Genomic DNA, 12,281 nt, shown 5'->3' with positions numbered 1-12,281 from the left:
ATGAATAACGCTTCTAGCGCATTGAAGGTGGCCGCTGGCATATTTCTGACCATCGCATTGATTACTATAGTTGTAATTCTCTTTATTTCGGCACAGGAGGCTACCAAGACAGCGCAAAATAACTTTTCGGATATTCAAACCGAGCTCTCTCAGGCTTCATTTACGGTATATGACGGCACAAGCATCAGCGGATCACAAGTGACAAATGCTTTACGCAAATTTTATGACAAGGATCAATTCGGCATACTCGTCAAAACTGGTAAGAACAAAGGAGGACAATGGTACGGAAACACTTTGTTCATTGACGATGTTGTAACGGACGACAGATTTGGTTCAGTCGATGATAATAAGAATAAAACAGGGGATTTAAGAAATACAACGCTTGAATCCAGCAATGAATACGTAAACCCAAGCGGTAAGTTTAAAGCCAGCATCGTAAGAGACAAATCCAACGTTGTACGTGGACTTATTTTTGTACAATAGCATCTAGGGAGGAAGAGGGGCACCATGAACGAAAATATGCGAGACATGATAATACTTAGCATAAGTATAGCCCTGTTTCTGGGTGCCTGCTTCTTTACTTTGGGCCTTACCAGTCAGATTAGGATGACACTGCATGAAGCAGCCTCCGTAGTTGGAGGTCAAAAGCGGAGTGTTCATTCAACCCTTAAGCTGAGCGAGCCTGATATCTACAGCGGTTCCCAGGCGCTCCTGATCGTGGTTGATTCCGAAGTCCGTATCCAAGCAGATGGCGTAACCGTCACCCAAAATGATCCTGTTGCGCTTATTAAGCAGTCCATTTTTCAAGCTGATGCTAAGTATCGCACAGTATATATACGGGATATCCACGGAAATTTGACGGAATTGCAGTTCTACAAGCTTCCTACGATAGAGGGATCCTCATGAGCAGTTCGGTTTCGAAATTCGTAGCAGTACTTCTCGCCGTTGCGCTAATGTTCGTTTATCCGGCTGCTGAAACATATCAGAGACATGATGATTTATCCCGGATCATGGTCTACAACGCAGTTACCCAGTTTGTCGATGCAGTCAGGAATAAGGGATATCTTACACCGGTCATGTATCAGGATTTCTTGAATGAGATTCATAGGACAGGCAATGATTTTGATATTCAAATGGAGCATTTACATAAGAAATACACACCCGTTTACATAGATGCATCGAATCCGGACACATTTCAACATGATATTGATGTATCCTACGCAGGTTACTATACGGCTGATATAATGTCTGCTATTTTTCCGAATTCTACTATGGAGAAGGATGATGATGCTCGGAAATATAAAATGAACGTTGGTGATTTCTTCAAGGTCACTGTTAAGAATATCAACCGCACGGCAGGAACGATCATGATGGATTTTGTATCTGGTTCTATTTCAGGGGAAGCGGCTGTGCTTGCATATCCGTATGGAGGCATGGTTCTCAATGAAGATTACTGATTTTTCAATCGTGTTCGTCATCATCTTTGTGCCGGTATTTTTACTCAGTGGTTTTCAAATTAAGGATCAGCAAACGGCGCAGTTTCTGGAGATGAAATATGTGACTGCGCTCCGTACGGCTGTTCAAGATGGAGCAAGCGTACTGAATATGAATGAGAAGCAGGAGTGGGAAGCGGGCTATGGATCATCGAAATATTTCCGCGCTGACAAAGAATTGGCTTTGGGCATTTTCTATAGGAGCCTGTATGCGGATCTGGGAATTGAAGATGATGTACAGGCACAGCAGCTACTTGATTATTACATTCCTGCCATCGCTGTTATCGACTATGACGGTTATTATGTTTACTCGGATGGTGAGTTTACAGGTAAGGATCATGAGACGCTCATCAAGCATGTTTGGAGTCCTAAAAAGCCCTATGCTTATAGTGACGAGTATGGAAACCTTATCCGTTTCACATTAGATAATGTTGTGGATGTCTATGATCATGAGGCTGATAGCTGGGTTCATGGTTTACAGAGAGAACTGAAATCAACGACGGGTGTGCCCTTACTAGTCCAATCTGAATTATTTGAGCAGGTAAAACAGACAACCATTGTCCAGACTATTGAAAACGACTTGGCCAACGTTATTAATCGCCATAACGAAAATGCTGTTAAGAATGGTGTCTCCTATGATTTTACACTTCCTTTGATCCCGCGTGAGGAGTGGAATAACTCTATTCATGATATTGGCCTCATTGCATTTGTCCAAGGCATCCCTGTCGGAAAAGACTACATCAACAATTATGCCTTGGGCGGCGGCAGAATAGTGAAAAAGCCAGATATTTTTGCGGGTACAGATCCTATAACAGGTATTCGCTATTTCGAACGGGGAGACTGCCGGAGTGGACTGCGCATCGAAGAGACATTTACTTCTGCGAAGGACGCTGCCGCCGAAGGGTATTATGAAAGAGGCTGTCACCAAGATGTCTTTCCATAAAATCTTAGACTGATGTATCTCCTGATGAAGGACATCGACTCGCTGAATATTGATGGCGAAATTAGTGTACGGCATCCTCGACGGTTTATACAGATATGTATCTTTTGAAAAATAGTCATGTTCATGTTTTCGGAAAATTCCTACTTATGATAAAATGATATCTTGAATGCCCGTTTTCAATCATTTTCACTAAAAGATATTTTTATCATAGACAGGAGTCAGAATGTATTTATGAGTTTATTGACAGTTGAGAATGTCTCCCATAATTTTGGGGGGCGCACATTGTTTAAAGATGTTTCCTTCCGCCTACTGGCTGGTGAGCGTGTTGGTCTGGTCGGTGCGAATGGGGTCGGTAAGTCTACGTTGATGAACATCTTAACAGGACAGCTGCTTAAAGATGAGGGTAAGGTAGAATGGACTCCAAGGATCCGTTACGGTTACCTGGATCAGCATTCCAAGCTGACACCGGGAAAAACCGTCCGCGATGTATTGAAGGATGCTTTCCTTCCGCTGCTTGAGCAGGAACAGGAAATGATGGAAATCACCAATAAAATGGGGGATGCCACTCCTGAAGAGCTGGAACTGCTGCTTGAACAGATGGGTGAAATCCAGGAACAGCTTGAAATAGGAGATTTCTACCTGATCGACGTTAAGGTCGAGGAGATGGCCAATGGGCTTGGTTTATCCGCGATTGGTCTGGATCGTGACGTAACATCGCTTAGCGGCGGTCAACGCACTAAAGTTCTCCTGGCCAAGCTCCTGCTTGAAAAGCCGACGGTCCTTCTTCTGGATGAACCAACGAACTATTTGGATGTAGAGCATATTGATTGGCTTACCCAATATCTGAAGTCATATCCATATGCTTTCATGCTCATCTCGCATGATACGGAATTCATGAATCAGGTCGTAGATGTTATTTATCACTTGGAATTCGCCAAGCTGACAAGATATGCTGCCAACTACGATAAGTTTCTGGAGATGGCTGATATTTCAAAGAACCAGCATATTGATGCATATGAGAAACAGCAGGAATTCATCAAAAAGCAGGAAGATTTCATTCAGCGAAACAAAGCCCGTGCTTCTACATCCGGACGTGCGAAAAGCCGTGAGAAGCAGTTAAACCGTATTGAACGTATTGATAAACCTGAAGAAGCAGCTAAGCCGATATTTAATTTCAAGGAATACCGTGCAAGCGGCAAGACCGTATTTGAAGGAATTGACTTTGAGATCGGATACTCGCATGCATTGCTGCCAAAAATGAGCATGACGATTGAACGAGGGGAAAAGATTGCAATCGTTGGTTGCAACGGCGTTGGTAAGTCCACGTTACTAAAGACTATTATGGGTAAAATCGCTCCAATCAGCGGCAAGACATATCTTGGAGATTTTCTGGAGCCGGCTTATTTCGAGCAAGAGGTTCGTCCTGGTAACATTACACCGATCGATGATGTCTGGAATGAGTTTTCTTCTCTGAATCAACATGAAGTACGGGCTCATTTGGCACGATGCGGATTGAAAAACGAGCATATTACTCGTCCGCTCAATATGTTAAGCGGTGGCGAACAAGCCAAAGTCAGACTGTGCAAGCTGATGATGCGCGAAACCAACTGGATTCTGTTTGACGAACCGACAAACCATTTGGATGTCATCGCCAAAGCTGAACTGAAACGGGCCTTGCAGGAATTTAAAGGAACCGTTCTGCTCGTATCCCATGAGCCTGATTTTTACGAGGACTGGGTTACAAAAACATGGAACGTGGAAGAATGGTCACATCAGAACGCTTGATCGATCGTAATGCCAATTAGGAAGCTGCCGTATTCCCTCAGTGGAATGCGGCTTTTTATCGAAGGAGATGTACTCATGAACACCGGAGATGACCGTTACTCCAGGCAAGAACGATTTACACCGTTTGGATTAGAAGGCCAGCTTATGCTGGGGAAAAGCCATGTATTGATTATCGGTGCCGGTGCTTTAGGCACCTCGATTGCCGAGACGCTCGCCAGAGCCGGTGTGGGACATATAACGATAGCAGACCGCGATTATGTGGAGTGGAGTAATCTCCAGCGTCAGCAGCTTTTTTCCGAGGAGGATGCTGTCCTAAGACTTCCCAAGGCAATCGCAGCCAAACAAAGACTGCAAGCGATCAATTCCTCCATTCAAATCGACAGCCATGTAATGGATGTGAAGATTGAAGAACTGGATACTCTTGTCAACGGTGTGGATCTGATCATGGATGGAACGGATAACTTTGATACCCGTCTGCTTATTAACGATATATCTCTAAAGCATAATATTCCGTGGATTTATGGCGGATGTGTCGGAAGCTACGGCATAACCTATACGATATTGCCAGGTCATACGCCATGTTTGAACTGTCTGCTTGGTGCCGTTCCTCTGGGCGGAGATACATGTGATACCGCAGGTATTATCCCACAAGCTGTGCAGGTTGTAACTGCCCATCAAACGACAGAAGCGATGAAGCTGCTTAGTGGGCATCATGAGGCTCTACGTGATAAGCTGCTGACTTTTGATCTGTGGCGGAATGAGTCGATGTCCATGGGAGTCAAGCATGCGAAAAAAGAAGACTGCCTTTCTTGCGGAACGCATCGAACTTATCCCTACTTATCTGCATCTAATTTGGAAAAGACAGATGTATTATGCGGACGTGATACTGTACAGATTCGTCCGGGCAAGAAGCAATCCCTAAATCTGCAGGAGACTGCAGACCGGCTTTCGAAGCTGGAAGAAAGCATGGTAGAGAGCAATCCGTTCCTGGTATCTTTCACGGCGGGAGAACGGCGCATTGTTATTTTTGCTGACGGTAGAGCATTGATCCATGGAACGAAGGATATAGCTGAAGCCAGAACCATATATCACCGTTATTTTGGATGAATATGAATACCTGGATATATCATCTGAATTATAAAAACCATTCCAAAAGGAATGGTTTTTTTCACGGCCGGAAACCCTATGGTGAAGTATCTGCCAATGGACTTTAACGTGAAATCGGGTGAAACCATGCAAGAAAAGCTTTTAGTAATTGGAAACTTTTTGAAAGATGCGGGTTTAATGGATATCCTTCTTCAGGATGGATTTGAAATAACCGTCGTTCCAAATGAGCACAAAGCCATAAGAGACATTAATGAGCATAGCATCGACATGCTGCTGCTGAAACGTTCGGAACATACAGCAGGTTCATTACATAAATTTATAAAAGCACTGCTTAGAGAGCAAGGGGACAGGCCTTTTCCAATCATCCTTTTCGAAGAAAATCATAATACGGAAGCTGTCATTGAGGGACTTAGGGCCGGGGCGAATGATGTCGTGCCGAAATCAATCCAGGGCAGTGAGCTGCTGGCAAGAATTCGGAATTTGCTTGGGATTTTTCATATTGAAAATGAGCGAAACAATCAAAAAGTTATCATTGGTGATTTAGTTATTGATCCGGGAAGCCGGAAGGCAAGCAGAGATGATAAAGAGATATCATTGACGGTCAAAGAATTTGATTTATTGTTATATTTGGCGAGGCATGCGAACCGGGTATGTACACGCGAGGAGATTTTGAAGAAAGTCTGGGATTATGATTTTCTCATGGGGACCAATGTGGTGGATGTATACATCCGGCATCTTCGTACAAAAATGGATAAAGGTTTCAGTAAAAAACTGATTCAATCCGTACGCGGAGTGGGTTATATAATAAAAGAAGGCGAATAAGTCCCTAAACTTATCGCCTTCCCACTATTCATTAAAGTATTTAATTTACTAAATCATACGGCTTTACTAAAGTACCCGGCGTGCTTTCAAGTAAGTTCTCTTCCAGTTACCTGAGTTCAGATTAGAGATTGTTACGCCAGGGGAACCGTAAGTGTGCAGGATTTTACCGTTGCCTGCATACACTGCGACATGAGTTACGTTTTTACCGTTTGCTCTGCTACCGCTGGAGAAAAACACGAGATCGCCTGGTTTAAGGTTGGATTTCGAGACAGCGACGCCGACTTTGGATTGTGCTACGGACGTACGTGGAAGTTTAACACCGTATTTACCAAAGATATATTTCATGAATGAGGAGCAATCGAATACTTTTGTTGTACTGGTAGATGCTCCGAATTTATAAGGTGTACCCATAAATTTTTTACCATAATTCACAACAGACGTTCCTTTAGAAGAAGTAGCGGATGATGCGGATACGGATTTAGATGAGGATGCTTCCGTCACTGTTGCTCCGGTTGCCATCATCGCAGTAAAACCTATCGATGCACATAACCCTACGGCTACTAGTTTTTGGATTAGTTGTTTTTGATTCATGTTTGTATGACCTCCAAATTTCGTTTTCTTTCAGGCTCGTTTCCGAGTATAACAGTTTTGTAACTCCCTAAATTATGGATAGCACCTATCAAACCCTTGCAGTGCTAGGGTTTTTTCCCTTTTATTAAAAAACCATTAAAAGTTACAAAAAATTAAGAACTAGATATGCAGCAAGCTGTAAAAACAAGAAAAACCCTTGATAGACAAGGGTTTTTTAGAGACAATCATTTAGTAACAAAATCGTATTGATACCTAATTTGAAATGTTAATTCCGTATGGTTTTCATCCGGAAGATACTCTAGTCATTGCTTTGAATGACGAGTAAAAGTCCACTCGTAATGCTCACCCGGCCAACCGATTCCTGCAGCACATTGCTGATTCCGAGGGACTCCCCGATTTTTAATGTGGCATTTTCGAGTGGATACTGGAATCCTTCGAGCGTAATACCGGTTACCTCTGGAGTCATCGGGAGCAGAGAAACGTATTTGTAACCGAGATCCCGTACCTCTATTTTAGAGCCAGTTAATGTAATGTAATTGTTTTGATCCATGATGGCACACTCAATATGATGCTGGAGCGCACGGTTCAACATCTGGACATTGGCAAGGGTATGATCCATCCTCGTTCCTGTGCCTCCCACGAGCATGATGAAATCAGGCTGCTCCCGAATGGCCATTTCAAAGGCTAGCTCCGTATCCGTTAAGTTTTTATCAACCGGGTCACATTCGACGATTCTTCCGGATTCCGCTCTGACATGCTTCAATTCCTGTGGTGATATTGAATCAAAGTCTCCAACAGCCAGATCAGGCTTGATATCGTGACGGATGAGATATAGTGCTCCCTTGTCAGCACCAATGATATAATCACCAGGCTGGATCTCCTGTATATATTGAGGGTGCAGCTCTCCCCCTGAAAAAATAATGACGCGTTTCTGGTTCATTTTGATTCCCCCTAAATCCAATTCGTTCCTATTAGATCGTTACTCCAGTATAAATGAGAAAACATAGTTGCACAATTTAGCCAGCCGCGACTACAATAGGAAAGACATATGATAGGGGAGAGGTTAGAGAGAAATTGGACATGCATGCTTTTGAAATTTTCAGCATCATCGGGACAATTGCTTTTGCGATGTCAGGTGCCTTTGTCGCCATGGAGGAAGAATACGACATCCTGGGCATACTGGTGCTGGGACTTGTCACGGCTTTTGGAGGCGGGGTCATTCGTAATGTATTGATCGGTGTTCCCGTAACGACGCTTTGGAGCCAAGGACTGCTGATTAAACTGGCGATTTTGTCAGTCATCATTGCATTTCTGCTTCCTCTAGGCTGGATCAAGCATTGGAAGCGAACGGAAGCTTGGTTTGATGCAATTGGGCTGTCCGCTTTCGCAATCCAGGGAGCTCTGTACGCAGCCAATATGCATCATCCGTTGTCGGCTGTGGCGGTGGCTGCAGTAATGACAGGGGTTGGCGGAGGGATTATCCGAGATCTTTTGGCTGGTCGCAAGCCGCTCGTGCTTCGGGATGAAATCTACGCGGTATGGGCTATGATCGCCGGTGTGGTGATCGGTTTGAACTGGATTCATACGACATGGCAGGCGGTTCTTTTATTTGCTGTCATTGTTATGCTCCGTATGTTTTCCGTCTTCTATAAATGGAAGCTTCCGCGGCGCATGCTGCACATGTCTTCTTCAACCGGTCTATCCGTAAAGGGCAACCACAAAGGCAAACACAACCGGAAGACAGCATAATTGGAGAAGGAGGCATACATTCAACATGGTATCTGTACTATTTGTTTGTCTGGGGAATATTTGTCGTTCACCTATGGCAGAAGCCATAATGAGGTATAAGGTTAAAGAGGCAGGATTGGAAAGAAGCATTCAGGTGGATTCCGCCGGTACAGGTGACTGGCATATTGGACATACGCCTCATCAAGGTACGCGTGATTTGCTTGACCAGCATCAAATCAGCTATGAGGGCATGATTGCTCGACAGTTCGCTAGCGCTGATTTTGAGCAATTCGAATACATCGTATGCATGGATAATAGCAACTGGAGTAATGTTAAATCTCTTCCTGGTGCAAAAGAGGAGAGTCTGATCAGATTTATGGATTTGCTGCCCGGGCATGAGCTCAAGGAAGTGCCTGATCCGTACTATACCGGAAACTTCGAGCAGGTATACGAATTGATGGATGCAGGCTGCCAAAAGCTTTTGGACAAGATTAAAACAGAAAAGCTATAATAGTAATAAATTGGGGGGAGTATTCTCCTTTGATGAAAATGGGCACGAATGGTGCCTTTTTTCGGAAAAACAATTAAAACGCAATCATTTGATCAAACAAAAAAGGTGAACCATCGACATTCTTCTGCTGAAGGGCATACATGCTTGTCATTGGGCTCACCTTTATTATGTTTAATTCGGGACTAGGCGTGTAAAAAATACATAAGCGCATCAGGCAGCTCTTTTTGCCAGAAGCCCCAAATATGCTTGCCGTCTTTTTCGGCATATTGAACTTTTGCACCGCGATCCAGCAGTAATTCCCGGGTTTGACGATTTAATTCGACAAAGTTATGAACGCCATGATCCGTTTCAAAAGCCGTTTCCTGCAGACCGACAATCATAAAGACATCGAGCCTGGACAAATCGTCCTGAGCTTCGTAAATGTCCTGGGAAGCGGGATAGTACGCACCGGACAAGCTGATAATACGCTCAAAGAGCTCCGGATAACGAATGGCCAGATGGAGCGATACGCTGCCGCCCAATGAGTCACCGGCCAGAACACGTTCGGAAGCTTCCTTGCGTACAGGATATTTCGCTTCAATGAAGGGAATAATCTCTTCTGCAAAGCAGCGGGTGTAGGCTTCAAAGCGGCTTCCAAAAGGAGCATATTCTTCCGTGCGGATCGAGGTGTCGACTTCAACACCTACTATTATAAAAGGCTCTGCATCGCCATCCAGGATCAAATGATTGGCTGTAGTCGCAATTCGGCCAAAATTAAAAAATTCTTCTCCGTCCTGGCAGTAAACGACTGGATAGCTCAAAATTTCATTGTAGCCTGGCGGCAGGTATACCCGAAGGTTGCGCGTTTCGTTCAGAAAGCGACTGTCCATTTGTTCTTTATTAATAGTGCGCTTTAGATACTTCGAATCTGTCATGAATATTCATCCTTCTCACAGTTGATTTTTTAGGCTGAAAAAGCTATTTCATTCAGATAACCCATCATGTGGTAAAGTTCACGATCCTGTCAAACTTTTCAGAACTGTTATATGATAATCATCACACTGTTATATATACAAAACTCAGTTATTCTGAAATTTTATCCGCAATGTCTTTGACGAATCGAATAAAACAGGTGTATAATAATTCTATAACAGCAGCACTTGATATTCAAATTTTTTTGTTGAGGTGAAGATAATGAGCAAGGTGCCTTATGAAGTGTATACCGAGGAAGTCGAAGCTCTTTCCGTGCTCTCTCCCGAAGGTGAAATCATTAACAAAGATAAAATGCCTAACCTTACTGATGATCAGTTAAAAGAAATTATGTACCGCATGGTATTTACCCGTACTTGGGATGATCGTGCCGTGAACCTGGGCCGTCAAGGACGTCTTGGTTTCTATGCTCCGGTATCTGGACAAGAAGCAACGATGGTCGGCAGTGAATACGCTCTTGAAAAAGAAGATTTTGTATGTCCGGGCTACCGTGATATGCCGCAAATCGTATGGCATGGATTGCCACTGTACCAAGCATTCCTGTATTCCCGTGGACACCAGCATGGTGGGGAAATTCCTGAAGGCGTCAATGTTCTGATGCCGCAAATTATCATCGGTGCGCAAATCCTGCATGCGATGGGTATTGCTATGGGCTTCAAACTGAAAAAACAAAAGCAAGTTGCTATCACTTATACAGGTGACGGCGGTTCTTCGGAAGGTGACTTCTATGAAGGTCTGAACTACGCTGGACGCTTCAAACTGCCAGTCATTTTCTTTGTACAAAATAACGGTTATGCCATCACGACTCCTTTCGCAAAACAAACAGCAGCATTGTCTATTGCCCACAAAGCAGTAGCAGCCGGTATCCGCGGTGTAAAAATCGACGGTATGGACGTGCTTGCTGTCATTAGTGCTGTTCAGGAAGCTGCAGAGCTTGCCCGTAAAGGCGAAGGCGCTACTTTGATCGAAGCTGTGACTTACCGTTTCCGTCCTCACTCCTTGTCTGACGATGCTACCAAGTACCGTACGAAGGATGAAGAAGGCGAATGGAACGAAAAGGATCCGATTACTCGCATGGCTAAATATCTGGAGAAAAAAGGCCTGTGGTCTGATGAAGACACTGCCCGCGTAAAAGATGAAGCCAAAGCGAAAGTGAACGAAGAGATCAAAAAAGCAGAACAGACTGCTAAAATGACGGTTCCTGGCTTGATCGACAGCATGTTCGAGCAAACCCCGAAACATTTGGAAGAACAAAAAGCTGATTTCCAATAAATCGATTGAAAAAGTAATGCTCAAGCAACGTGAACAGTGAATGTTTAAGGAGGAAAAGAAGCAATGGCACAAATGAATATGAAAGAAGCAATCCGCGATGCGATGCGCGTGGAAATGAAACGTGATCCTAACGTCATTGTGTTTGGTGAAGACGTAGGTAATGTCGGCGGTGTGTTCCGTGCAACGGAAGGCCTGCAAAAGGAATTTGGCGAGGAACGTATCTTTGATACACCGCTTGCTGAGTCCGCGATTGGCGGGATGGCAGTAGGTCTTGGTATTCAAGGCTTCCGTCCTGTGGCTGAAATCCAGTTCGTCGGATTTATTTATGAAGCTCTGGACCAAATGTTCGTTCAGGCAGCGCGTATGCGTTACCGTTCCGGCGGTCGCTATAACGCTCCAATCGTGTTCCGTACACCTTTCGGCGGCGGCGTAAAAGCAGCTGAGCTGCACACAGATTCCCTTGAAGGTTTGGCTATCCAAACTCCGGGTATTAAAGTGGTAGTGCCTTCGAATCCTTATGATGCCAAAGGCCTTCTGATTGCCGCGATTCGCGACAACGATCCTGTCTTCTTTATGGAGCATTTGAATTTGTACCATGCTTTCCGCGCTGAAGTTCCTGAAGAGGATTATGTCGTTGAGCTTGGTAAAGCTAACGTGGTGCGTGAAGGTTCTGATGTAACCATTATTACTTATGGCATGATGGTTCATACGGCAACAAAAGCGGCTGAAGAGCTCGAGAAGACCAGCGGCATTAAAGCCGAAGTGATTGATCTGCGTACGTTGAATCCTTTGGATATTGATACAATCGTGGCATCCGTTAAGAAAACGAACCGTGCAATCGTGGTTCAGGAAGCGCAAAAAACTTCCGGCGTTGCCGCAGAAGTGATTGCACAAATCAACGAGAAGGCCATTTTGCATCTGGAAGCGCCTGTCCTCCGCGTAGCGGGTCCCGACACCGTATATCCTTTTGCACAAATCGAAGATACATGGCTTCCTACACCGGCTCGGGTAATTGCTGCAGTCAACAAAGTCATGGAATTCTAAGAAAAGCAGTCATTTG

General features: G+C 44.3%; 14 protein-coding genes. 11 read left to right on the top strand and 3 right to left on the bottom strand.

Going from position 1 to position 12,281, the window contains the following annotated elements; translation table 11 throughout:
• From E6W40_RS13565 to E6W40_RS13535, 7 genes are all read left to right on the top strand, one after another.
• Positions 1-483 (top strand): ABC transporter permease, encoded by a 483-nt coding sequence (locus tag E6W40_RS13565; protein ID WP_136605937.1) that lies wholly within the window; start codon positions 1-3, stop codon positions 481-483.
• Positions 484-507: 24 nt separating this feature from the next.
• Positions 508-906, top strand: coding sequence for a hypothetical protein (locus E6W40_RS13560; RefSeq protein WP_168928922.1), 399 nt, complete (start codon positions 508-510; stop codon positions 904-906).
• The gene (locus E6W40_RS13555; RefSeq protein WP_136605935.1) at positions 903-1,457 is read left to right on the top strand and encodes a hypothetical protein; all 555 of its coding nucleotides are present in this window, start codon (positions 903-905) and stop codon (positions 1,455-1,457) included. Before E6W40_RS13560 ends, E6W40_RS13555 begins: the two co-directional genes overlap by 4 nt.
• Positions 1,444-2,436 (top strand): hypothetical protein, encoded by a 993-nt coding sequence (locus E6W40_RS13550; protein WP_136605934.1) that lies wholly within the window; start codon positions 1,444-1,446, stop codon positions 2,434-2,436. Before E6W40_RS13555 ends, E6W40_RS13550 begins: the two co-directional genes overlap by 14 nt.
• A 231-nt stretch (positions 2,437-2,667) precedes the next feature.
• Entirely contained in the window at positions 2,668-4,221 is a 1,554-nt protein-coding gene (gene abc-f / locus E6W40_RS13545; protein WP_136605933.1) for a ribosomal protection-like ABC-F family protein, read from the top strand.
• A 75-nt stretch (positions 4,222-4,296) separates the two neighbouring features.
• Entirely contained in the window at positions 4,297-5,328 is a 1,032-nt protein-coding gene (locus tag E6W40_RS13540; protein ID WP_136605932.1) for a MoeB/ThiF family adenylyltransferase, read from the top strand.
• A 96-nt stretch (positions 5,329-5,424) separates the two neighbouring features.
• Positions 5,425-6,150 (top strand): winged helix-turn-helix transcriptional regulator, encoded by a 726-nt coding sequence (locus E6W40_RS13535; RefSeq protein WP_211147006.1) that lies wholly within the window; start codon positions 5,425-5,427, stop codon positions 6,148-6,150.
• A gap of 66 nt (positions 6,151-6,216) precedes the next feature.
• Here the strand turns inward: E6W40_RS13535 and E6W40_RS13530 are convergent, their stop codons facing one another.
• Together E6W40_RS13530 and E6W40_RS13525 are read right to left on the bottom strand one after the other, a co-directional pair.
• Complete coding sequence (locus E6W40_RS13530) at positions 6,217-6,741, bottom strand: C40 family peptidase (protein ID WP_136605930.1); 525 nt, start codon at positions 6,739-6,741, stop codon at positions 6,217-6,219.
• A 298-nt stretch (positions 6,742-7,039) separates the two neighbouring features.
• On the bottom strand, positions 7,040-7,681 hold the full coding sequence (locus tag E6W40_RS13525) for a thiamine diphosphokinase (protein ID WP_136605929.1): 642 nt from the start codon (positions 7,679-7,681) through the stop codon (positions 7,040-7,042).
• 140 nt (positions 7,682-7,821) lie between these two features.
• Between E6W40_RS13525 and E6W40_RS13520 the strand changes: the two genes are divergently transcribed.
• Positions 7,822-8,490: a trimeric intracellular cation channel family protein gene (locus tag E6W40_RS13520; RefSeq protein WP_136605928.1), complete on the top strand. Its 669-nt coding sequence runs from the start codon at positions 7,822-7,824 to the stop codon at positions 8,488-8,490.
• 25 nt (positions 8,491-8,515) lie between these two features.
• The gene (locus E6W40_RS13515) at positions 8,516-8,980 is read left to right on the top strand and encodes a low molecular weight protein-tyrosine-phosphatase (RefSeq protein ID WP_136605927.1); all 465 of its coding nucleotides are present in this window, start codon (positions 8,516-8,518) and stop codon (positions 8,978-8,980) included.
• A gap of 182 nt (positions 8,981-9,162) precedes the next feature.
• On the opposite strand, the gene E6W40_RS13510 is transcribed toward E6W40_RS13515, so the two are convergent.
• Positions 9,163-9,894, bottom strand: coding sequence for an alpha/beta hydrolase (locus tag E6W40_RS13510; protein WP_136605926.1), 732 nt, complete (start codon positions 9,892-9,894; stop codon positions 9,163-9,165).
• Between the two features lie 259 nt (positions 9,895-10,153).
• On the opposite strand from E6W40_RS13510, the gene pdhA reads away from it, so the two are divergent.
• Both pdhA and E6W40_RS13500 read left to right on the top strand, forming a co-directional pair.
• On the top strand, positions 10,154-11,221 hold the full coding sequence (gene pdhA, locus E6W40_RS13505) for a pyruvate dehydrogenase (acetyl-transferring) E1 component subunit alpha (RefSeq protein ID WP_136605925.1): 1,068 nt from the start codon (positions 10,154-10,156) through the stop codon (positions 11,219-11,221).
• A gap of 63 nt (positions 11,222-11,284) precedes the next feature.
• Complete coding sequence (locus tag E6W40_RS13500; protein ID WP_136605924.1) at positions 11,285-12,265, top strand: alpha-ketoacid dehydrogenase subunit beta; 981 nt, start codon at positions 11,285-11,287, stop codon at positions 12,263-12,265.
• Positions 12,266-12,281: the final 16 nt, after the last annotated feature.

The sequence above is a fragment of the Paenibacillus dokdonensis genome (assembly GCF_004916975.1).
GTDB classification, from domain to species: domain Bacteria; phylum Bacillota; class Bacilli; order Paenibacillales; family Paenibacillaceae; genus Paenibacillus_AQ; species Paenibacillus_AQ dokdonensis.
The sequence above is the reverse complement of the archived record's forward strand: the minus strand, read 5'-3'. Positions and strand labels throughout refer to the sequence as shown.

Coding starts and splice junctions, on each gene's coding strand:
- E6W40_RS13520 (WP_136605928.1), top strand. CDS start 7,822: ATGCATGCTTTTGAAATTTTCAGCATCATCGGGACAATTGCTTTTGCG.
- E6W40_RS13530 (WP_136605930.1), bottom strand. CDS start 6,741: ATGAATCAAAAACAACTAATCCAAAAACTAGTAGCCGTAGGGTTATGT.
- E6W40_RS13550 (WP_136605934.1), top strand. CDS start 1,444: ATGAAGATTACTGATTTTTCAATCGTGTTCGTCATCATCTTTGTGCCG.
- E6W40_RS13525 (WP_136605929.1), bottom strand. CDS start 7,681: ATGAACCAGAAACGCGTCATTATTTTTTCAGGGGGAGAGCTGCACCCT.
- E6W40_RS13565 (WP_136605937.1), top strand. CDS start 1: ATGAATAACGCTTCTAGCGCATTGAAGGTGGCCGCTGGCATATTTCTG.
- E6W40_RS13540 (WP_136605932.1), top strand. CDS start 4,297: ATGAACACCGGAGATGACCGTTACTCCAGGCAAGAACGATTTACACCG.
- E6W40_RS13560 (WP_168928922.1), top strand. CDS start 508: ATGAACGAAAATATGCGAGACATGATAATACTTAGCATAAGTATAGCC.
- E6W40_RS13510 (WP_136605926.1), bottom strand. CDS start 9,894: ATGACAGATTCGAAGTATCTAAAGCGCACTATTAATAAAGAACAAATG.
- E6W40_RS13555 (WP_136605935.1), top strand. CDS start 903: ATGAGCAGTTCGGTTTCGAAATTCGTAGCAGTACTTCTCGCCGTTGCG.
- E6W40_RS13535 (WP_211147006.1), top strand. CDS start 5,425: ATGGACTTTAACGTGAAATCGGGTGAAACCATGCAAGAAAAGCTTTTA.
- abc-f (WP_136605933.1), top strand. CDS start 2,668: ATGAGTTTATTGACAGTTGAGAATGTCTCCCATAATTTTGGGGGGCGC.
- pdhA (WP_136605925.1), top strand. CDS start 10,154: ATGAGCAAGGTGCCTTATGAAGTGTATACCGAGGAAGTCGAAGCTCTT.
- E6W40_RS13515 (WP_136605927.1), top strand. CDS start 8,516: ATGGTATCTGTACTATTTGTTTGTCTGGGGAATATTTGTCGTTCACCT.
- E6W40_RS13500 (WP_136605924.1), top strand. CDS start 11,285: ATGGCACAAATGAATATGAAAGAAGCAATCCGCGATGCGATGCGCGTG.